Annotated in this window: 20 protein-coding genes; 16 read left to right on the top strand and 4 right to left on the bottom strand. The window is 74.5% G+C overall.

The features are described from left to right. Positions 1–11: 11 nt before the first annotated feature. The 10 genes from VKZ81_RS04370 to dapB all read left to right on the top strand — a co-directional run bounded on the left by VKZ81_RS04370 (position 12) and on the right by dapB (position 11,299). Entirely contained in the window at positions 12–1,325 is a 1,314-nt protein-coding gene (locus VKZ81_RS04370; protein WP_324240094.1) for an MFS transporter, read from the top strand. Beyond that, complete coding sequence (locus VKZ81_RS04365; RefSeq protein ID WP_324240093.1) at positions 1,322–2,440, top strand: thiolase family protein; 1,119 nt, start codon at positions 1,322–1,324, stop codon at positions 2,438–2,440. The genes VKZ81_RS04370 and VKZ81_RS04365 overlap by 4 nt, the downstream gene beginning before the upstream one ends. Next, positions 2,437–4,275 carry an ATP-dependent acyl-CoA ligase gene (locus VKZ81_RS04360; protein ID WP_324240092.1) on the top strand — a complete coding sequence of 613 codons (1,839 nt, stop codon included), beginning with the start codon at positions 2,437–2,439 and terminating at the stop codon, positions 4,273–4,275. Before VKZ81_RS04365 ends, VKZ81_RS04360 begins: the two co-directional genes overlap by 4 nt. A gap of 10 nt (positions 4,276–4,285) precedes the next feature. Then, on the top strand, positions 4,286–5,209 hold the full coding sequence (locus VKZ81_RS04355; RefSeq protein ID WP_324240091.1) for a bifunctional riboflavin kinase/FAD synthetase: 924 nt from the start codon (positions 4,286–4,288) through the stop codon (positions 5,207–5,209). Positions 5,210–5,265: 56 nt separating this feature from the next. Continuing rightward, positions 5,266–5,784 (top strand): XRE family transcriptional regulator, encoded by a 519-nt coding sequence (locus VKZ81_RS04350; RefSeq protein ID WP_324240090.1) that lies wholly within the window; start codon positions 5,266–5,268, stop codon positions 5,782–5,784. 178 nt (positions 5,785–5,962) lie between these two features. Beyond that, entirely contained in the window at positions 5,963–6,232 is a 270-nt protein-coding gene (gene rpsO, locus VKZ81_RS04345; protein ID WP_324240089.1) for a 30S ribosomal protein S15, read from the top strand. 222 nt (positions 6,233–6,454) lie between these two features. Further along, positions 6,455–8,698, top strand: a complete 2,244-nt coding sequence (locus tag VKZ81_RS04340) for a polyribonucleotide nucleotidyltransferase (RefSeq protein ID WP_324240088.1) — start codon at positions 6,455–6,457, stop codon at positions 8,696–8,698. Then, the gene (locus VKZ81_RS04335) at positions 8,695–10,038 is read left to right on the top strand and encodes a M16 family metallopeptidase (RefSeq protein WP_324240087.1); all 1,344 of its coding nucleotides are present in this window, start codon (positions 8,695–8,697) and stop codon (positions 10,036–10,038) included. The genes VKZ81_RS04340 and VKZ81_RS04335 overlap by 4 nt, the downstream gene beginning before the upstream one ends. Before the next feature lie 6 nt (positions 10,039–10,044). Next, entirely contained in the window at positions 10,045–10,527 is a 483-nt protein-coding gene (locus tag VKZ81_RS04330; RefSeq protein ID WP_324240086.1) for a DUF456 domain-containing protein, read from the top strand. Positions 10,528–10,549: 22 nt separating this feature from the next. Further along, positions 10,550–11,299, top strand: coding sequence for a 4-hydroxy-tetrahydrodipicolinate reductase (gene dapB / locus VKZ81_RS04325; RefSeq protein WP_324240085.1), 750 nt, complete (start codon positions 10,550–10,552; stop codon positions 11,297–11,299). Between the two features lie 76 nt (positions 11,300–11,375). Here dapB and VKZ81_RS04320 read toward each other — a convergent pair whose 3' ends face one another. Further along, positions 11,376–11,954 (bottom strand): GNAT family N-acetyltransferase, encoded by a 579-nt coding sequence (locus tag VKZ81_RS04320; protein ID WP_324240084.1) that lies wholly within the window; start codon positions 11,952–11,954, stop codon positions 11,376–11,378. A gap of 52 nt (positions 11,955–12,006) precedes the next feature. Between VKZ81_RS04320 and VKZ81_RS04315 the strand changes: the two genes are divergently transcribed. Next, positions 12,007–12,951, top strand: a complete 945-nt coding sequence (locus VKZ81_RS04315; protein WP_324240083.1) for an EamA family transporter — start codon at positions 12,007–12,009, stop codon at positions 12,949–12,951. Beyond that, positions 12,948–14,198, top strand: coding sequence for a winged helix-turn-helix domain-containing protein (locus tag VKZ81_RS04310; RefSeq protein ID WP_324240082.1), 1,251 nt, complete (start codon positions 12,948–12,950; stop codon positions 14,196–14,198). Before VKZ81_RS04315 ends, VKZ81_RS04310 begins: the two co-directional genes overlap by 4 nt. A gap of 174 nt (positions 14,199–14,372) precedes the next feature. Here the strand turns inward: VKZ81_RS04310 and VKZ81_RS04305 are convergent, their stop codons facing one another. Together VKZ81_RS04305 and VKZ81_RS04300 are read right to left on the bottom strand one after the other, a co-directional pair. Then, positions 14,373–15,335, bottom strand: coding sequence for a DUF4097 family beta strand repeat-containing protein (locus tag VKZ81_RS04305; protein ID WP_324240081.1), 963 nt, complete (start codon positions 15,333–15,335; stop codon positions 14,373–14,375). A gap of 5 nt (positions 15,336–15,340) precedes the next feature. Next, positions 15,341–15,871 (bottom strand): toxin-antitoxin system HicB family antitoxin, encoded by a 531-nt coding sequence (locus VKZ81_RS04300; protein WP_324240080.1) that lies wholly within the window; start codon positions 15,869–15,871, stop codon positions 15,341–15,343. A 77-nt stretch (positions 15,872–15,948) separates the two neighbouring features. Between VKZ81_RS04300 and thyX the strand changes: the two genes are divergently transcribed. Together thyX and VKZ81_RS04290 are read left to right on the top strand one after the other, a co-directional pair. Then, a complete protein-coding gene (thyX, locus tag VKZ81_RS04295) occupies positions 15,949–16,701 on the top strand; it encodes an FAD-dependent thymidylate synthase (protein WP_324240079.1) in 753 nt (250 codons plus the stop codon). A 67-nt stretch (positions 16,702–16,768) separates the two neighbouring features. Continuing rightward, on the top strand, positions 16,769–18,217 hold the full coding sequence (locus VKZ81_RS04290; RefSeq protein ID WP_324240078.1) for an MFS transporter: 1,449 nt from the start codon (positions 16,769–16,771) through the stop codon (positions 18,215–18,217). A gap of 10 nt (positions 18,218–18,227) precedes the next feature. On the opposite strand, the gene VKZ81_RS04285 is transcribed toward VKZ81_RS04290, so the two are convergent. After that, complete coding sequence (locus VKZ81_RS04285; RefSeq protein ID WP_324240077.1) at positions 18,228–19,241, bottom strand: Bug family tripartite tricarboxylate transporter substrate binding protein; 1,014 nt, start codon at positions 19,239–19,241, stop codon at positions 18,228–18,230. 139 nt (positions 19,242–19,380) lie between these two features. Between VKZ81_RS04285 and VKZ81_RS04280 the strand changes: the two genes are divergently transcribed. Beyond that, positions 19,381–20,004, top strand: a complete 624-nt coding sequence (locus tag VKZ81_RS04280; protein ID WP_324240076.1) for a TIGR03085 family metal-binding protein — start codon at positions 19,381–19,383, stop codon at positions 20,002–20,004. Between the two features lie 37 nt (positions 20,005–20,041). Further along, complete coding sequence (gene dapA / locus VKZ81_RS04275; RefSeq protein ID WP_324240075.1) at positions 20,042–21,028, top strand: 4-hydroxy-tetrahydrodipicolinate synthase; 987 nt, start codon at positions 20,042–20,044, stop codon at positions 21,026–21,028.

The following is a 21,028-nucleotide window of genomic DNA, read 5'->3' as shown; positions in this document are numbered from 1 at the left end:
AGGAGGCCGCCATGAGACCCGCCGCGACGACCACCCCGGGCCGCACCCCGAACCGCACCCCGATCCGCCGGGCCGTGGTCGCGTCCCTCGTGGGCAACGCGCTGGAGTGGTACGACTTCTTCCTCTACGGCACCGCGGCCGCGCTGGTGTTCAACCAGCTGTTCTTCCCCACCGTCGACCCGCTCGCCGGGACGATCGCCGCGTTCGGCACGTACGCGCTCGGTTTCGCGGCCCGCCCGCTCGGCGGGCTCGTCTTCGGGCACTTCGGCGACCGGATCGGGCGCCGGTCGATGCTCGTCGCGACGCTCACGATCATGGGCGCGGCCACGTTCCTCATCGGGCTGCTGCCCACCTACGACCGGATCGGTATCGCCGCGCCGGTGCTGCTGACCGTCCTGCGCGTGGTGCAGGGCATCGCGGTCGGCGGGGAGTGGGGCGGCGGCGTGCTCCTGATCAGCGAGAACGCCGACCCGAAGCGTCGCGGGATGCTCTCGGCGCTCTCGCAGACCGGGGTCGGGTTCGGGTTCGTGCTCTCCGCGCTGGTGTTCGCGGTGGTGGCCGCGGTGACCGACGAGGAGCAGTTCCTGGCCTGGGGCTGGCGGGTGCCGTTCCTCCTCGGCGCCCTGCTCATGGGCGCGGGGCTGGTGATCCGGCTGAAGGTGCTCGAGACCGCGGCGTTCGCCGAGACCCGCGAGCGGCACCGCGTGCCCGCGCTGGAGGCGGTGCGCAGGCACCCGCGCGCGGTGCTCGTGACGTTCGGGGCGCGTATCGCCGAGAACGGCGGTTCGTACATCTTCCTCACGTTCGTGCTCGCCTACGCGAGCCGGATCGGGGTGCCCGGCGAGGTCACCCTCACCGCGGTCGTGCTCGGGATGGCCCTGGAGGCGCTCGCGATGCCGGCGTGGGGCGCGCTGTCGGACCGGGTCGGGCGCAGGCCGGTGTACGCGTTCGGCGCGGTCGCGGTGGTCGCGTGGGCGTGGCCGTTCTTCGTGCTGCTCGACACCCGGCAGCCGGCTCTGGTGATCCTCGCCGTGGTCGTCGCCAACGCCGTCTGCCACGGGGCGATGATCGGCACCCAGCCCGCGTTCTTCAGCGAGCTGTTCGGCAGCGGGGTGCGCTACAGCGGCGTGGCGATCGGACACGAGCTTGCGTCGGTGCTCGCGGGCGGGCTCTCCCCGCTCATCGCGACGGCGCTGCTGGCGTGGGCGGGCGGCTGGTGGCCGGTGGCGGGCTACCTCGCGGTGATGGGCGCGATCACGGTGGCCGCGGTGCTCGCCTCCCGGGAGACCGCCGCCACTGACCTCGGGGCGGTCGGGGCGCGGTGAGCGCGGCAGGCATCGTCGCGGCGTACGAGGAGCCCTATGCCCGCCGGAGCTCCCGCACGACCGAGCAACTGCTCACCGCCGCCGTGCTGGGCGCGCTCGACGCGGCCGGGCTGCGGCCCGCCGACGTGGACGGGCTCGGCGTGGCGAGCTTCTCCCTCGCCCCCGATCACGCGATCGACCTCGCCTGGCGGCTCGGCCTGCGGCTGGACTGGATCATGCAGGACCCGCACGGCGGCGCGAGCGGGATCAACCTCCTCCAGCACGCCGTGCGCGCGATCGAGGCGGGGGACGCGCGCGTGGTCGTGCTCGTGGCGGGCGACCACCTCGACCGCGCGGCGTTCGCCCGGCTCACCGCCACCTACAACCGGGCCACCGCCGAGTCGCTCACCCCACTGCCGCTGCGCGGGCCGAACGCGCTGTTCGCGCTGCTCACCCAGCGGCACGCGGCCGCCCACGGCCTCACCGACACCGACTACGCGCAGATCCCGCTCGCCCAGCGGCGCTGGGCCGCGCGCAACCCCGGTGCGGTGTACCGGGCGCCGCTGTCGCTCGCCGACTACCTCGACGCCCCGGTGGTGGCGGCGCCGCTGCGGCGCTTCGACTGCGTGCCGGTGGTCGCGGGCGCCGACGCGCTCGTGCTCACCGGCGACGGCCGCGGGGTCCGGGTGCGGGCGTCGGTCTCCCGGCACAACCCCGACGGGCAGGAGGGCGACGGCCTGGTGACCGGGCTCGCGCAGGTCGCCGACCGGCTGTGGGACGCCGCCGGGGCCGGGCCCGACGACGTGGACCTCGCGTGCGTCTACGACGACTACCCGGTGATGGTGCTCGTGCAGCTCGCCGACCTCGGCTGCGCCCCCGACCCGCACGCCTTCCTGCACGCGCGGCTCGCCCGCGACGGCTGGCCGCTCAACCCGTCGGGCGGGCAGCTGTCGGCCGGGCAGGCGGGCGCGGCGGGCGGCATGCACGGTCTCGTCGAGGCGGTGCTGCAGCTGTCCGGCCGGGCGGGCGAGCGGCAGGTCGACCGCGCCCGGCTCGCGCTCGTCACCGGCTACGGGATGGTGCTGTACCGCTACGGGGCCTGCGCGAACGCGGTCGTGCTGGAGGGAGGCGCGTGATCGAGCTGGCCGGGTGCCCCGCCTGCGGGCACGCCCACTTCCCGCCGCGCGCGGCGTGTCCCCGCTGCCACGGCACGCAGCTGCGGCCCGTGCCCTGCCGGGAGGCGGTGGTCGAGCAGGTGACCGTGGACGCCGCGGGCACCCGGCTCGCGAGCCTGCGCACCGACCGGGGCGCGGTCGTCGTCGGCCGGCTCGAGCAGGACGTGCCGGCGGGGACCGTGGTGCCGGTGAGCGCGTGGCGCGAGCCGGGGGCGGCGTTCGTGCCGGGGGGCACGCCGCTGCTGCCGACCCACCGCAGCCCGGTGCGCGACCTGCCCGATGCGGAGAGGACCGTGCCGCGCCTGCTGGAGCGGCAGGCGCGCCGCTACGGCGACAAGCCGCTCGTCGTGCACGGGGGCGCGACGTGGTCCTACCGCGCGGCGGTGGAGCGCGCCGCGCGCGCGGCCGGGGCGATGGCGGCGCGCGGCGTCGCCGAGGGCGACCGGGTCGCCTTGCTGTGCGGCAACCGGCTCGAGCTGCTGGAGATCGTGCTGGGCTGCGCGTGGCTCGGCGCGATCGCCGTCCCGCTCAACACGGCGCTGCGCGGGGCGGGGCTGCGGCACGCGCTCACCGACTCCGGGGCCCGGGTCGTGGTGGTCGAGCCGGAGCTCGTCGGCGTCCTCGACGCGGTCGACGTGCCGGTGGAGCGCTGGGTGGTGGGGGAGTCGTTCCCCGCACCCGGCGAGCCGCGCGCGCCCCGCCCGGCCGCGCCGGGCGACACGCTCGCGATCCTCTACACCTCCGGGACCACCGGCCTGCCCAAGGGCGTGTGCTGCCCGCACGCGCAGTTCTGCTGGTGGGGCGTGATCGTCGGCGAGTGCCTGGAGATCACCGAGGACGACGTGCTGTACACGTGCCTGCCGCTGTTCCACACCAACGCGCTCAACGCGTTCTTCCAGGCGGTGTGCGCGGGCGCGACGTACGTCCTCGGCGGGCGGTTCTCCGCGTCGCGGTTCTGGGACGAGGTGAGCGCGGCCGGCGCGACCGTCACCTACCTGCTCGGCGCGATGGTGCAGATCCTGCTGAGCAGGCCCGCCGGCGCGGCCGACACCGCCCACCGCGTGCGGATCGCGCTCTCGCCCGCCACGCCCGCCGCCGCGCACGCGGCGTTCCGGGAGCGGTTCGGCGTGCTGCTGGTCGACGGCTACGGCTCCACCGAGACGAACATGGTGATCGGCGCGCACCCGCTGGCGCAGCGGCCCGGCCACATGGGCGTGGTGCTGCCCGACCACGAGGTCCGCGTCGTCGACGCCGACGGGCTCGACGTGCCCGACGGCGAGCCCGGCGAGCTCGTCTGCCGCTCGCGGCGGCCCTTCGCCTACGCCACCGGCTACTTCGAGAACCCGGCCGCGACCGCCGCCGCGTACCGGGACCTGTGGTTCCACACCGGCGACCGGGTGGTGCGCGAGCCGGACGGGTGGCTGCGCTTCCTCGACCGGCTCACCGACTCGATCCGCCGCCGCGGCGAGAACATCTCCTCCCTCGAGGTCGAGCAGGTCCTCGCCGAACACCCGGCCGTGGCGGCGGTCGCCGTGTTCGCGGTGCCCTCCGAGCTGGGGGAGGACGAGGTGATGGCCGCGGTCGTGCCGCGCGACGGGTGCGAGGTCGACCCGGCCGAGCTGACCGCGTGGTGCGAGCCGCGGCTCGCCCGGTTCGCGATCCCGCGCTACGTCGACGTCGTCGCCGAGCTGCCGCTCACCGAGAACGGCAAGGTCCGCAAGGCGGTGCTGCGCGAGCGGGGGGTGACCGCCCGGACGTGGGACCGCACTCGCGGGGGTGCGCGGGGGGTCTCGTAGGCTGCATCCCGTGCAGCGCTGGCGGGGGCTGGAGGCCGTGCCGACCGGCTGGGGGCGCAGCGTCGTCACCGTCGGTGTGTTCGACGGGGTCCACCGGGGCCACCAGCAGCTCATCGGCCGCGCGGTGGACCGCGCCCGGGAGCGGGGGCTCCCGGCCGTGCTGGTGACGTTCGACCCGCACCCGGCCGAGGTCGTGCGCCCGGGCAGCCACCCGGCGCGGCTCACCACGCTGCGGCGGCGGGCCGAGCTGGTGGCCGAGCTCGGCATCGACGCGTTCCTCGTGCTGCCGTTCACCCCGGAGCTGGCCCGCACCGAGGCGGACGTGTTCGTCCACGAGGTGCTCGTGGAGCGGCTGCACGCCGCCGACGTCGTGGTGGGGCGCAACTTCACGTTCGGGCACAAGGCGGCGGGGGACGTGGCCCTGCTGACCCGGCTCGGCCAGCGGTTCGGCTTCGGCGTCGAGGGCCTCGACCTGATCACCGACGACGGCATCACGTTCTCCTCCACCTACATCCGCGCCTGCATCGACGCGGGCGACGTCGCCGCGGCCGCCGCCGCGCTCGGCCGGCCGCACCGCGTGGAGGGCGTGGTCGTGCACGGCGACCGGCGCGGCCGCGAGCTCGGCTTCCCCACGGCGAACCTGTCGACCGCCCCGTACACCGCGCTCCCCGCCGACGGCGTCTACGCGGGCCACTTCGAGATCAAGGGCAGGTCCATGCCCGCCGCGATCTCGGTGGGCACCAACCCGACGTTCTCGGGCAAGGAGCGCACCGTCGAGGCGTACGTGCTCGACGTCGACGAGGACTTCTACGGGTTCGAGGTGGCGCTCGACTTCGTCCACCGCCTGCGCGGACAGGAGCGGTTCGACGACGTGACCGCGCTCGTCGAGCAGATGCACCGCGACGTCGCCCGCACCCGCGAGCTGCTCGGATAGGCCGGGTTTTCCCGTTCGGCCCCGCGGAGGCGGGCAGACCTGCGAGCATCCTGGGCATGGCGGGCGGGGAGGCGACGAGCGCCAGGATCGTCGAGAACCGGGAGCGGCAGCGCGAGCTCTACGGCGCCCCGCTCGGGGAGCGGGTCCGCCGCATCACGGGCGCGCTCGGCATCTCCCAGGCCCGGCTGGCGCGCACGCTGGGCATCAGCCCCGCGATGCTCAGCCAGCTGGTGAGCGCGCGCCGGGTGAAGATCGGCGATCCCGCGGTGCTCGCCCGGTTGCTGTTGCTCGACCAGCGCTGCCGCGGGCTTCCTCCCCCGATCGACCGCGGGGTCGTCGACGGGCTGCTCGCCGAGGTCGCCGAGGCCCGGTGGCAGTGGAACGCCGGGCCCGGCCCGCGGGGGCCGCGCCGGGAAGGGCCGCGCCCGGTGGTCCACCGGGGCGTCTCGGCGGCCGCGGTGCTGCGCCGGGTGTCCGACCCGGCCCGCCTCGCCGCCGCGGCGGCGGCGCTCGGCCCGGCCTTCCCGGAGCTCGCCGAGGTGCTCCGGCAGGCCGCGAGCCGGCCCGGGGGGTGACCCTCCGGCGGCGGTCACGGGGCGCGCCACGCCGGGGTGGAGGCGGATTCGCCTCGCGCATCGTGGCTGGTAACGTGGCGTACCGGGTCCGGCTGCAGTCCGTGGCGGCCGGTACCGCCTTCCGCCCCCGCAGCGCGGGGATGCGGGTATCACGGCACATCGAAGGAAGAGGAACCACGTGGCACTCGACGCCGCAGAGAAGAAGCAGATCCTGGAGACCTACGGTCTCCACCCGGGCGACACCGGTTCGCCCGAGGCTCAGGTCGCGCTGCTCACCAAGCGGATCAGCGACCTCACCGAGCACCTGAAGCAGCACAAGCACGACCACCACTCCCGCCGCGGCCTGCTGCTGCTGGTCGGCCGTCGCCGCAGGCTGCTGAAGTACCTGGCTTCGGTGGACGTCGCGCGCTACCGGTCCCTGATCGAGCGTCTCGGCCTCCGCCGCTGACCCGACGCCGGCCCGGACCAGCTCCTCGGTCCGGGCCGGCACTGCATTCCCACCAGAACAACTAGAAACCCGAGCCGAGAAGACGCCACGCCGCGCCGCACACGATCCGCCGGTCCTCGGTAGTGGCTCCCGGGACGAAGGTCCCGGGGGCTTCGATCGAAGACCGGCTAGGCCGAGGATCAAGCCGGTGCAGGCGTGGGGTCGGCGAAGAAGAAGGACCACATGACCGACCCTCTTGAGGACGTGCACGAGACCAGTGCCGTCATCGACAACGGGAGCTTCGGCACCCGCACCGTCCGGTTCGAGACCGGGCGCCTCGCGCGCCAGGCCGCCGGATCCGTCGTCGCCTACCTCGACGACGAGACCATGCTGCTGTCGGCCACCACGGCCTCCAAGCAGCCCAAGGAGCACTTCGACTTCTTCCCGCTCACGGTGGACGTCGAGGAGCGGATGTACGCCGTCGGGCGCATCCCCGGCTCGTTCTTCCGCCGGGAGGGCCGCCCGGGCACGGACGCGATCCTCACCTGCCGCCTGATCGACCGCCCGCTGCGCCCGTCGTTCGTCGACGGCCTGCGCAACGAGGTCCAGATCGTCGTCACGGTCCTGTCGCTGAACCCGCAGGACCCCTACGACGCGCTGGCCATCAACGCCGCGTCGGCCTCCACCCAGCTGGCGGGCCTGCCGTTCAGCGGTCCGATCGGCGGCGTGCGCGTCGCGCTGATCGACGGGCAGTGGGTCGCGTTCCCGCAGTACGAGGACCTCGAGCGCGCCGTGTTCGACATGGTCGTCGCGGGCCGGATCGTCGGCGACGACGTCGCGATCATGATGGTGGAGGCTGAGGCCACCACCTCCACGATCGAGCTCGTCGCCGGGGGCGCGCAGGCGCCCACCGAGGAGGTCGTCGCGCAGGGGCTGGAGGCGGCCAAGCCGTTCATCCGCACGCTGTGCATCGCCCAGCAGCGGCTGGCCGACGTCGCCGCGAAGCCCACCGCCACGTTCCCCGTCTACCCGGCCTACCAGCCGGACGCCTACGAGGCCGTCGAGGCGGCCGCGAAGGACGACCTGGCCGCCGCGCTCACCATCGCGGGCAAGCAGGAGCGGGAGAACCGGCTCGACGAGATCAAGCTCAACGTCCTCACCTCCCTGCAGGAGAAGTTCGAGGGCCGCGAGAAGGAGCTGGGCGCCGCGTTCCGCTCGCTCAACAAGAAGCTGGTGCGCGAGCGCATCCTGCGCGACCAGATCCGCATCGACGGGCGCGGGATCACCGACATCCGGCCGCTGACGGCCGAGGTCGACGTGGTCCCGCGCGCCCACGGCTCGGCGCTGTTCGAGCGCGGCGAGACCCAGATCCTGGGCGTCACCACGCTGAACATGCTGCGCATGGAGCAGCAGCTCGACTCGCTGAGCCCGGAGACGCACAAGCGGTACCTGCACCACTACAACTTCCCGCCGTACTCCACCGGCGAGACCGGCCGCGTGGGCTCGCCCAAGCGCCGCGAGATCGGCCACGGCGCGCTCGCCGAGCGGGCGCTGCTGCCGGTGCTGCCGTCGCGCGAGGAGTTCCCGTACGCCATCCGGCAGGTCTCGGAGGCGCTGGGGTCCAACGGCTCGACGTCGATGGGCTCGGTCTGCGCCTCCACGATGTCGCTGCTCAACGCCGGCGTGCCGCTCAAGGCCCCGGTGGCGGGCATCGCGATGGGCCTGGTGTCGGACGAGGTCGACGGGCAGATGCGCTACGTCGCCCTCACCGACATCCTCGGCGCCGAGGACGCCTTCGGCGACATGGACTTCAAGGTCGCCGGCACGGCCGAGTTCGTCACGGCGCTGCAGCTGGACACCAAGCTCGACGGCATCCCGTCCGAGGTGCTCGCCGCCGCGCTGCAGCAGGCCAAGGACGCCCGGCTGACGATCCTCGAGGTCATCAACGAGGCGATCGACCGGCCGGACGAGATGAGCCGGTACGCGCCGCGCGTCACGGCGATCAAGGTGCCGGTCGACAAGATCGGCGAGGTCATCGGCCCGAAGGGCAAGATGATCAACTCGATCACCGAGCAGACCGGCGCCGACATCTCCATCGAGGACGACGGCACGATCTACGTCGGCGCGGCCGACGGGCCGTCGGCGGAGGAGGCCATCGCGCTCATCAACGCGATCGCCAACCCGCAGCTGCCGAAGATCGGCGAGCGGTTCCTCGGCACGGTCGTCAAGACCGCGGCGTTCGGCGCGTTCGTCTCGCTGGTGCCCGGCAAGGACGGGCTCGTCCACATCTCGAAGCTCGGGCAGGGCAAGCGCGTCGGTAAGGTCGAGGACGTCGTGAAGGTCGGCGACAAGATCCGCGTCGAGGTCACCGACATCGACAACCGGGGCAAGGTCAGCCTGGTCCCGGTGGTCGAGGAGTCGGCCAACGGCACGGCGCCGGCCGAGGCGGAGGACAACGACGAGGCAGAGGCGGTCTCGCCCAGTTGACAGGCGTTCTGCTGCCGGGGGCGGGGGCTGCGGCCGCCGCCCCCGGCGACGTCGTGCGCACCGAGCTCCCGGGAGGGCTGCGCGTCGTCACCGAGGCGGTGCCCGGCGTGCGGTCGGTCTCGATCGGGATCTGGATCGGCATCGGCTCCCGTGACGAGTCCCCGCGCCAGGCGGGGGCCGCGCACTACCTCGAACACCTGCTGTTCAAGGGCACCCACCGGCGCAGCGCGGTGGAGATCGCCGAGCAGTTCGACGCCGTCGGCGGCGACCTCAACGCGTTCACCGCGAAGGAGCACACCTGCTACTACGCGCACGTGCTCGACGCCGACCTGCCGCTCGCGGTGGACGTGCTCGCCGACGTCGTCACCGACGCCACGCTGGCGCCGCCGGACGTCGAGATCGAGCGCGGGGTCGTGCTCGAGGAGATCGCCATGCGCGACGACGACCCCGAGGACCTGCTCGGCGAGCTGTTCGACGAGGCGCTGTTCGGCGACCACCCGCTCGGGCGGCCGGTGATCGGCTCGGAGGAGTCGATCCGCCGGATGACCCGGGAGACGCTCCACGAGTTCTGGAGCGGCGAGTACACCACCCCGCGGATGGTGGTGGCGGCGGCGGGCAACCTCGTGCACGACGAGGTGGTCGAGCTCGTGTCGGCCGCGCTCGCCCGCGCGGCCGAGCGGGCGGGCAACGCCTCGCCCGTGCCGCCGCGGCGGCCCGGCCCCGTGCGGCTCGCCGCCGGGCCGCGCCTCGTGCTGCGGCCGGAGGACACCGAGCAGGTGCACCTGATGCTCGGCGTGCCCGCCCTCGACCGCCACGACCCGCGGCGCTCGGCGCTCACCGTGCTCAACACGGCGCTGGGCGGCGGGCCGAGCTCCCGGCTGTTCCAGCAGGTGCGCGAGCAGCGCGGCCTGGCCTACTCGGTGTACTCGGCGCTCGCCACCTACGCCGACGCAGGCAGCCTCTCGGTGTACGCCGGGTGCGCTCCGGACCGGGTCGACGAGGTCGCGTCGGTCGTGCGGGCCGTCCTCACCGAGGTGGCCGCGGACGGGCTCACCCCCACCGAGATCGCGCGCGCCCAGGGCAACCTGCGCGGCGGCCTGGTGCTGGGGCTGGAGGACACCCCGTCGCGGATGAACCGGATCGGGCGCAACGAGCTGGACTACGGCCGCCAGCGCACGATCGCAGAGAGCCTCGACCTGATCTCCGCCGTCACGGCCGACGAGGTCAAGGAGCTCGCCAAGGAGCTGCTCGCCGCCCCGCTCACCGCGGCGGTCGTGGGCCCCTACGACGACGAGCGCGACCTGCCCGGCTCCCTGCGGGCGCTGGCCGAGGACGGCTGACGACGCGTGGACCCGATCACCGTCATCGCCGCGCTGCTCGTCGCGGTCGGCATCGTCGGCATCGTGGTGCCGATCCTGCCCGGGCTGGTGCTCGTGGTGGCCGGCATCGCCGTGTGGGCCGTGGCGCGGGCCGACGCCACGGCCTGGACCGTGCTGGGCGTCGCGGTCGCGATCGCGGTGGCCGGGACGGTGGTGAAGTACCTGCTGCCCGGACGGCGCCTGCGCGAGTCCGGGGTGCCCGGCCGCACGCTCGCGACCGGAGCGCTGCTCGGCGTGATCGGGTTCTTCCTGATCCCGGTCGTCGGGCTCTTCCTCGGGTTCGTGCTCGGGGTCTACCTCGCCGAGCTGGTCCGGCTCGGCGGCCACGAGACCGCGTGGCCGTCCACCCGCAAGGCGCTCGCGGCCGTCGGGTGGAGCATCCTGATCGAGCTCGCCGCGGGCCTGCTCGCCGCCGCGGTCTGGGCCGGGGCGCTGGTCCTCGCCTCCTAGCGGCGGCACTACCCTTCGCGGCGTGAGCTCCGAGATCAGGGTCGGCGTGCTGGGCGCGCGAGGACGGATGGGCACGCAGGTCTGCAAGGCCGTGGAGGCGGCCGACGGGCTCTCGCTCGTGGCGCAGGTCGACGCGGGCGACCCGCTCTCCGCGCTCACCGACGCGGGCGTGCAGGTGGCCGTCGACTTCACCCACCCCGGCGTCGTGCTGGACAACCTGCAGTTCTGCATCGACCACGACATCGCGGCCGTCGTCGGCACCAGCGGGTTCGACGAGGCCCGGCTCGCCGACGTGCGCGCCCGGCTCGAGGCGCGGCCCGGTCACGTGCTGATCGCCCCGAACTTCGGCATCGGGGCGGTGCTCATGATGCAGTTCGCCCGGACCGCGGCCCGGTTCTTCGAGTCGGCCGAGGTGATCGAGCTGCACCACGCGGGCAAGGTCGACGCGCCGTCGGGCACGGCCGTGCACACGGCGGCGCAGATCGCCGCGGCGCGCGCCGAGGCTGGCGCCGCAGCGGTGCCCGACGCCACCACCTCCGAGCTGCCGGGCGCCCGGGGCGCCCAGGTCGAGGGGGTGCACGTGCACGCGGTGCGCCTGCCCGGCCTGGTGGCCCACCAGGAGGTGGTGCTCGGCAGCACCGGCGAGGCGCTCACGATCCGGCACGACTCGTTCGACCGCGTCTCGTTCATGCCCGGCGTGATCATGGCGGTGCGGGCGGTCCGCGACCGGCCCGGCCTCACGGTCGGCCTGGAGCCGCTCCTCGGCCTGTGAGCGGCTGGCCACGACGATCGAGCCGGCGCGCCCCACCGCCCGCGAGAGCGCGCTCGGCGCGTGGTCGGGAGAGGTGTCAGCGCAGCTCGAGGTCCAGTGAGCCGGTGATCCGCACCTCGCGCAGCTCGCCCTCACCGGTGTCGAGCACGCGCACGGTGCCGTCGAGCTGCCAGCCGGCGGACTCGTAGAAGCTGCGGGAGGCGAGGTCGGCCTCCGGGACCCAGGCCAGGCCGTAGCGGGCGCCGTCCTCGCGCAGGTGGGCGGCGGCGGTGGCGAGCAGGCGGCCGCCGTGGCCGCGGCGGCCCCAGCGCGGCTCCACCAGCAGGGCGCTGATCTCCGCCCACGCCTCGGGCCCGAGCGTCGGGCCGGACGGCGGGACCGCGCCCTCCGGCTCGCGGGCGGGGGCCGCGGCGCAGAAGCCGACGGTCCACGCGCCCTCGGTGGCGACGAGCACGTGGTGGCCCTCGCCCGCCTCGACCGCGGCCGCCCACGCCGCCCGCGCGGCGGGGGTGCGCAGGCCCTCGATCGCCGCGGCGGGCACCAGCCCGGCGTAGGCGGTGGACCAGGTGGTGGCCTGGATGCGGACGATCTCGTCGACGTCGGCCGGCCTCGCGGGGCGAACGGTGGCGGTGGCCATGTACCCATCCAATCCCACGCCGCCACCACAGTGGCGGCCGGGGATGGTTCGCCATGGCAACGTTGTGGGGGTGAACGCCCCTTCCCGCCCGTCCGCCCTCGCATGGGTCGCGCTCGGCGTGGTCTACGTGCTGTGGGGCTCGACCTACCTCGGCAACCGGCTCGTCGTCACGCACTTCCCGCCGCTGTTCGCCGCGGCCGCCCGGTTCCTCGTCGGCGGCGCGCTGCTGGGGCTGATCGTGCTGGCGGTGCGCGGCCGGCGGGCGTTCCGGATGACCTGGTCGCAGCTGGGCACGACGGCGCTCGCCGGGCTGCTGCTGCCGGCGTGGGGGAACGGGCTCGTCGTCGTCGCCCAGCAGCACGTCGCGTCCGGGCTCGCCGCCATGCTGATCGCGTCGGTGCCGATGTGGATCGTGGTGCTGCGGGCGCTCACCGGGGACGCGCCGCGCCGCGCCACCGTGGGCGGGGTCGGGCTCGGGGTGGTAGGCCTCGCCGTGCTGCTGCTCGCCGGCCCGTCGGCCGGGTCCGGCGGCGTGTTCGGCAGCGCCTGGTGGGGGCCGTGGCTGGTGGTGCTGGCCGCGGTCGGGTGGGCGTGCGGCACGTTCGCCACCACCCGGCTGCCCGCCCCGTCCGACCCGTTCGCGCTGGCCGCGGTCCAGATGCTGGTCGGCGGGGCGATCCTCGCGGCCGGCAGCGCCGTGGCGGGCGACCGGCCGGACCTCGGCGCGGTCGCGCCGGAGGGGTGGTGGGCGTGGGCCTACCTCACCGTGGTCGTGTCCGTGGTGGCGTTCAGCGCCTACGCGTACGCGCTCGCGGCGCTGCCGGTGTCCACCGTGGCGACCTACGCGTACGTGAACCCGGTGATCGCCGTGCTGCTCGGCGCGCTGGTGGCGGGCGAGCGGTTCTCCGCCGCGCAGCTGGTGGGTGGCGCGGTGGTGCTGCTCGCGGTGGTCGTGGTCGTGGCCGCGGAGCGCCCCCGGAATCGTCGGGGGCAGCTGGCACCATCCACGGTGTGACGCGCACCGTCGAGACGATCGGCCCCGCCGCCGCCCGCCGGGCGGCCCTGGCCGCACAGGGGTTCGCCGACCCGCGGCCGTCCGGGCGGCCCACCCGCCGCCACCTGCAACGCGTGCTCGGCCGGATCCGGCTCCTGCAGCTCGACTCGGTCAACGTCGCGGTGCGCGCCCACTACATGCCCGTGTTCAGCCGGCTCGGGCCCTACGACCGCGCGCTGGTCGACGACGCCGCGTGGGCCCACTCCGCGCGCCGGCCGCGGCTGCTGGTCGAGGCCTGGGCCCACGAGGCGAGCCTGCTGCCCGTGCAGGAGTGGCCGCTGCTGTGGTCCGGCGCCTTCCGCGAGCGCTGGTGGCGCAGCTACGAGGCGATCGTCGACCGCCACCCCGGCCTGGTCGACGACGTGCTGGCCGTGGTCAAGGAGCGCGGCCCGATCGGCGCGGGCGCGTTGGAGAAGGCGCTCGAGGCACCCACCCGGCCGCGCCCGTCGGGGGCGTCGTGGTGGGAGCGGTCGGACGTCAAGCGCATCTGCGAGTACCTGTTCGGCACCGGCGTGCTCACCACCGGCACCCGCCGCCACTTCGAGCGCCTCTACGACCTGCCCGAGCGCGTGCTCCCGCCCGAGGTGCTGGCCGCGCCGCGGCCCGACGCAGCCGAGGCCGCCCGCACCCTCGTCCTCGGGTCGGCGGCGGCGCTCGGGGTCGCCACCGAGCCGGAGCTGCGCGACTACTACCGCATCGCGCCTGCGCGCAGCCAGGCGGCGGTCGCCGAGCTGGTCGAGGCCGGGGAGCTCGAGCGGGTGCAGGTGCGCGGCTGGGAGCGGCCCGCGTACCGGCTGCCGGGCGCCCGCGTGCCGCGCCGGATCACCGGCCGCGCCCTGCTGTGCCCGTTCGACCCGCTGATCTGGGAGCGGGACCGCACGGAGCGGATGTTCGGCTTCCGCTACCGCATCGAGATCTACGTGCCGGAGCCGAAACGGCAGTACGGCTACTACGTCTACCCGTTCCTGCTGGACGGGGAGCTGGTCGGTCGCGTCGACCTCAAGGCCGACCGCGCCGCGGGCGTGCTGCGCGTGCCCGGCGCGTTCGCCGAGCCCGGCGTGGACGTCTCGCGCGTCACCGCGGAGCTGGCCGAGGAGCTGCACGTCATGGCCGGGTGGCTCGGGCTCGACGGGGTCGAGGTGGGGGAGCGGGGCGACCTCGCCGACCCGCTGCGGCGCCGCTGCGCCGCCGGTGTCCCCGCGGTCTGACCGGGCCGGGGGAGGGGGTGGGGCGTACGGCACCCCCGTCGCTCCCCGTCGACGAGGGTGCCGCCCCACCGCGGGGCCGGACGACGGCCGGCCCCGCGGCGGCTCCCGCACCGGCAGGCCCCCGGGCCCCCACACCCGGGATCCCCCCACGCCGGCCGGGCGGGCACGTGTCGCTCAGGCCGGAACCGCGGCGCGGGCGACGAGGACGTCGCCGCTGCCGGTGCGCCCGCGCACGTGCAGCGCCGTCGGGCGCTCCGGTGGCTCGCTCGACACGGTCAGCTCACTGCGCGCCGTGCCGGAGCCGGAGGCCACGTCGAGCTCGGCGGCCACGCCCGGGTGCACGCCGATGCGCACGGTGCCCGAGCCGGTGGAGAACTCCAGGTCCCCGCTGCGGGCGTCGGAGACGGTGACGTCACCGGAGCCGGTGCGCAGCCGCACGTCGCCCTTCACCTCGCCCAGCACGACGTCGCCGCTGCCGGTCTTGATCTCGGCGGGCCCGCCGGTGGTGGCCGCCCGCACCGCACCCGATCCGGTGCGCAGCCGCGCCCGCCCGGTGACCGGGCCGAGGTCGATGGCTCCGGACCCGGTGGTGATGTCGGCGTCGCCGTCGACGGCGTCGAGCGTGGCGTTGCCGGTGCCGGTGCGCACCGCGGCCCACCCGGCCCGGCCGCTCACCCGCACGTCGCCCGCGCCGATCCGCGCGCCGAGGCGGGAGCGCGTCGGCGCCCACACGGTGATGGCGAGCGGCACCGCGCGCAGCGGAAGCTCCTGGGAGGAGCGCACCACCAGCCTGCGCGAGCCCTCCGAGTAGCTGATCTCCGCTGCCGAGACGGCGTCGACCGCGAGCTGATCGGTGTCGACGCCGAACCCGGCCCCCGCGGCGTTGCCCAGCCAGTTGATCAGGCCGGTGAGGCCCTGGGTCCAGGCGTTGCCCGCGGTCGGGTCGTGGCGGACCTCGACGCGCAGCTCGCCGCCCTCGTCACCGAGGTCTGCGAGGTGCACCCGGATCCGGCCGACATCCGCGGCGAGCTCCAGCTCGGCCGGCCCGTCGACGCGCCAGCTCTGCTGGCGGACCAGGCCCGGACCGGACTCGTCGTCGAAGCCGCTCTTCGCGAAGCCGTTGTCGATCTCGCTCACGTCGCTCACCCCTCCACCCAGCCGCGCAGGCGCTTGCCCCCGCGGTCGCGCGTCCAGTCGCCGTGGCGGCCGTGCTTGCGGTGACCCGCGAGCGCCCCCTGCACGGCCTGCGCGACCCACGAGTTCAGCGACATGCCCTGCGCCGCCGCGGCCTGCTCGGCCTGGTTCTTGATCTGCTCGACGAGCCGCAGCGTGATGCGGCTGATGTCCCCGCCGTCGGCGCCCCGGAAGTCGCCGAAACCACCGCCGGGAGGAGGCGGCGGCGGGCCGTCCTCCGGTTCGGCCTCGGCCCCTTCGTCCCGGCTCACCGACACGCGGACGTCGCGGCCGTCGAGGCGCACCTCGACCACGCGGTCGCCGAGCGCTGCGGTGACCTCGGCCGCCAGGTCGGAGAGGGCGTTCATGATCGCGAGCCGCGCCGCGGGCTCGATGGCCGCGCCGAGCAGCGCGGCCGTGCGCTGCGTCTGCTCGTCGCCGGCAGCAGCCGCCGACGCGAGGTCCTCGCGCAGCTGCTGCACGTACTGGCTCAGGTCCATGACGCCACTATGGCGTCACTACTGACGTCAGTCAAGGAGCAACGTGATGTCACGTGATGTCAGGTTACGCTTCGGCCATGCCCCAGCCCGTGTCGCCGGTCGTGCAGCTGGTCGCCAAGACCGAGTTCATCCCGCCGGCGGACGTGCCGTGGACCACCGACGCCGAGGGCGGGGAGGCGCTCGCCGAGTTCGCGGGTCGCGCGTGCTACCAGTCCTGGTCGAAGCCCAACCCGGCCACCGCGACCAACGCCGGCTACCTGCGCCACATCCTCGAGGTCGGCCACCTGTCGGTGCTGGAGCACGGGAGCGTGAGCTTCTACATCACCGGCATCTCCCGCTCGCTCACCCACGAGCTCATCCGGCACCGCCACTTCTCCTACAGCCAGCTCTCCCAGCGCTACGTGCCCGAACGGGACGCCGCGATGGTCGAGCCGGACGTCATCGCCGCCGACCCGGAGCTGCACGAGCTGTTCGCGCGGGCGACCGCGGCATCGGTCGAGGCCTACGAGGCGCTGCTCGAGGGCCTGCAGAAGAAGTTCGCCGACGTCCCCGACGCCACGTTGCGCCGCAAGCAGGCGCGGCAGGCCGCGCGGGCGGTGCTGCCCAACGCGACGGAGACCCGCATCGTCGTCACCGGCAACTACCGGGCCTGGCGGCACTTCATCGCCGTGCGCGCCACCGAGCACGCCGACGTCGAGATCCGGGCCCTGGCGATCGAGTGCCTGCGCCAGCTGCAGCGCGTGGCGCCCAACGTGTTCGGCGACTTCGAGATCGCCGAGCTCGAGGACGGCACCGAGATCGCCTCGAGCCCGTTCGCCGCGGAGGGCTGAGCGCGGGCCCCGGTTCACGCCGACCGGGTGAGGACAGGCGGGCGCGGGGTGCCCGAGCATCGCCGGCATGTCCAGCACCACGGGCGGCGCGGCGCTGGCCGCGGCGAAGGCGGCGGTCGTGCCGCTGGCGCTGGCGCAGTTCGTCGCGAGCTACGCCGCGTCCAACATGAACGTGGCGATCAGCTCGATCGCCACGGACCTCGGCACCTCGGTCGCCGGGATTCAGGCCACCATCACGCTGTTCACGCTGACGATGGCGGCGCTGATGATCCCGGGCAGCAAGCTCACCGACATCTGGGGCCGCAAGTTCTGCTTCCAGCTGGGGCTCGTCGTCTACGGGGCGGGCGCGCTGCTCGCCGCGTTCGCGCCGGGGCTCCCGCTGCTCATGGTCGGCTACTCCCTGCTCGAGGGCGTGGGGTCGGCGCTGCTCATCCCGCCGATCTACATCCTCATCACCACGCTCTTCGACGACACCACCACCCGCGCCCGCTACTTCGGCGTGGTGAGCGCGGCCGCCGGGATCGGCGCCGCGGCCGGGCCGCTCATCGGCGGGCTCGTGACCAGCTACATCAGCTGGCGGGCGTCGTTCGGCCTCCAGGTCCTGATCGTGCTGGCGATCATCTGGCTCGGCCGCGGCATCGTCGACCCGCCGCTTGCGGACCGGCGGCCCGCGTTCGACGGCCTTGGCGCGGTGCTCTCGGCGCTCGGGCTGTTCCTCGTGGTGTTCGGGGTACTGCAGAGCGGCGTCTACGGGTGGGGCGCCGCCACGCAGGACTACGCCATCGCCGGCACCGTGCTCATCCCGCAGGGCGGGATCTCACCGGTGTGGGTGTACGTGGCGATCGGGGCGGTGGCGCTCGCGGCGTTCCTCGGCTACTCGTGGGCGAGGGAGCGGGGCGGGCGGGCCCCCTTGGTGTCGGTCCGCCTGTTCACCGACCTGACCTCGAACCTGGGCCTTGCGACCCAGACCCTGCAGTGGCTGGTCCTGCAGGGCGCCTTCTTCGTGATCTCGGTGTTCCTCCAGCAGGTCCGCGGGTTCTCGGCGATCGAGACCGGGCTGGTGCTGGTGCCCGCCACGATCGGCCTGCTGCTGTCGTCGGGGGCCGCGCCGCGCATGGCCCGCCGGCACAGCGGGCGCCGGCTGATCCGGTTCGGCTTCTTCGTCACCGCGCTCGGGCTCGGGCTCCTGCTCCTGCTCGGCGGGACCAACCCCAGCGTGTGGAGCTACGTCCCCGGCCTGTTCGGCATGGGTGTCGGCGTCGGGATCATGCTGACCGCGTCGGTCAACCTCGTGCAGTCGGCGTGGCCGGAGAGCGTGCAGGGCGACATCTCCGGGGTGTCGCGCAGCGTCTCCAACCTGGGCTCGTCGCTCGGGGTGGCGATCGCGGGCTCCCTCGTCGCCGGGGCGGTGCCCGGCGGCGGGCAGTACGCCGGGGCGCTCGTGATCGTCGGCGGCTTCGCGGTCGTCGGGTGGGTCGCGGCCCTGCTCATCCCCCGGAGGGGAGGCGCGCCGTAGCGCCGCCGGGTCAGCCCTGGTCGCCGAACGCGATGCCGTACTGGTCGATCAGTGCCCGGTACCGGTCGCGGGCCGCGGTCCACTCCGAGATCACGGTCGCGCCGTCCACCTCGTAGGGCGCGAGCAGCCGCTCGGCGTTGAAGTCCTGGTACTCCTGCGCCTGGAACGCGACGGTGAAGGCCTGGCGCAGCCGGTCGAGCACCGGGGCCGGGGTGCCCTTCGGGGCCACGACCGCGCGGTACTGCGACACCGTGGCGTCGTAGCCCGCCTCGACGGCGGTGGGCACGTCGGGGAAGTACTGGCTGCGCTCCTCGGAGAAGACCACGATCGGGTTGACCGACTCGAGGTGGGTCTTGGCGTCGCCGAGCTGCACGCCCGCGACGTCGACCTGGCCGCCCAGCAGCGCGGTCATGGCGGGCGACGCCCCGTCGAACGGGACCGCGTTGGCCTCGATGCCCGCCTGCGCGAACAGCAGCGCCTGCGACAGCTGGCTGCCGGTGCCCACGCCGGTGGTGCCGTAGGTGATCGGCCGGCCGGCGTTGACGATGTCCTGCACCGTGCGGAACCCGGTGGCGGGGTTCGCGACCAGGATGAAGTCGTCCTGCGAGATGCCGGTGACGACCTCGAAGTCGGCGATGTCGACCGCCTGGTCGGCCGGCACGGCCAGCGGCGTGATGGCCGCCAGCGAGGCGTTGAAGACCATGAGGTTCTGGCCGTCCGGAGCCTTGCCGGCGAGCTCCTTGGCCGCCAGCGCCCCGTTCGCGCCGGGCGTGTTCACCACCGGCACGGGCACGCCGAGGTCGTCGGAGACGCGGTCGGCGAGCGCCCGCGCGATCAGGTCTGTGCTCCCGCCGGGGTCCTGGCCGACGGCCAGGTTGATCGGGCCGGTCGGGAACGACTCCGCGGCCTGCTCGCCGCCCGCGCCGCTGCTTCCCAGGTTGCCGCCGCAGGCGGCGAGGGCGAGCACGAGCGCTGCGCCGGCACCGGCCAGCGCGGTGCGGCGGGTGTACCTGGCTGGCGCCACCACGATCTCCTTCGATCCGTCGGCCACGGGCTGGGCTGCTGTGGGCGTGAAGCGTAGGAGCGGCTTTCCATGCCTGTCCAAATCAAATCGAGCATGGAGTAATACTCCTGAAGCATCGTGGAGTGGGTACGCTCGGATCATGAGTCTTGCGAGCCGGGAGCGCGCGGCGCTCAGCGACGAGCTGCTGCGGGTGGGGCCGGACCGCCCGACGCTCTGCGCGGGCTGGACCACCCGTGACCTTCTGGCCCACCTCCTGGTGCGGGAACGGCAGCCGCACGCGGCCGCCGGGATCCTCGTCCCGGCGCTCGCGGCCCTCACCGAGCGGGCCATGAACACCTACCGCGAGATGCCGTGGGAGGAGGCGGTCGCCCTCTTCCGCGGCGGCCCCCGGTCGTGGTCACCGCTGCGGATCGGACGCCTCGACGCGGTCGCCAACGGCACCGAGTTCTTCGTCCACCACGAGGACGTGCGGCGCGGCGAGCCCGGGTGGGAGCCCCGCGAGCCCGACGAGGAGCGCGACGCCGAGCTGTGGGCGATCGTGCGGCGGATGGGCGTGCTGCTGCGGCGCAGCCCGGTGGGCGTGGTGCTGGCCCGCCCGTCGGGGGAGCGGTACGTCGTGCGGACCGGGCCCGGGGTCGTCACGGTGGTCGGCGAGCCGGGCGAGCTCGTGCTGTTCGCGTTCGGCCGCGACGCCGCCCGGGTGGAGCTGCAGGGCGAGCCGGGGGACGTCGAGGCGCTGAAGGCCGCTCCACGCGGAGTGTGACGAGTCCGGACCGGGCCGAGCGGGGTACCGTTTTCGCATGAGCCCCACCGCCCTGCCTGGCCGCCCCTTCGGCCGCGTGCTGACCGCCATGGTCACCCCCTTCGACGCCGACGGGCGGCTGGATCTCGCCAAAGCCGAGGAGCTGGCCACGCACCTCGTCGACCTGGGCAACGACGGGCTGGTCGTCAACGGCACCACCGGCGAGGGACCCACCACCACCGACGAGGAGAAGTCGGAGCTGATCAGGGCGGTGGTGAGCGCGGTCGGTGAGCGCGCCACCGTGGTGGCGGGCGCCGGCACCTACGACACCGCCCACAGCATCCACCTCGCCCGGGAGGCGGAGAAGGCGGGCGCCCACGGGCTGCTGCTGGTCACGCCGTACTACTCGCGGCCGCCGCAGTCCGGGCTGGTCGCGCACTTCACGGCCATCGCCGACGCCACGAACCTGCCGGTGATGCTCTACGACATCCCCCCGCGCAGCGTCATCCCGCTCGAGCTGGAGACCCTGCAGCGGCTGTCGGAGCACCCGCGGATCGTGGCCGTCAAGGACGCCCGCAACGACCTGCGCGTCGGCACGGAGGTGCTCGCCACCACCACGCTCGCCTACTACTCCGGCGACGACCCGGTGAACCTGCCGTGGCTGTCGGTCGGCGCGGTCGGGTTCGTCAGCGTCATCGGGCACGTCGTGGCCAACCGGCTGCGCGAGATGATCGACGCGTACGAGGCGGGCGAGGTCGACCGCGCCCGCAACCTGCACTACGGGACGATCCCGGTCATCCGCGCGATGGGCCGGGTCGGCGGCGTGATCTTCGCCAAGACCGCGATGCGGCTGCGCGGGATCGACGTCGGCGACCCGCGGCTGCCGCTGCCGCCCGCCACGGAGGAGCAGGTGGCCGCGATCGCGGGCGACCTGCAGGCCGCCGGCATCGCGCTCGCCACCGACACCCGGGTCGAGGACCACGGCCAGGGCGCGCTCGGTGCGAAGGCCGCCGCCGACATCGGGGCCGAGGTCGCCTACCACTGA

Origin of the sequence: Pseudonocardia sp., assembly GCF_035305885.1 — a bacterium.
Classification (GTDB): Bacteria; Actinomycetota; Actinomycetes; order Mycobacteriales; family Pseudonocardiaceae; genus Pseudonocardia.
The sequence above is the reverse complement of the archived record's forward strand: the minus strand, read 5'-3'. Positions and strand labels throughout refer to the sequence as shown.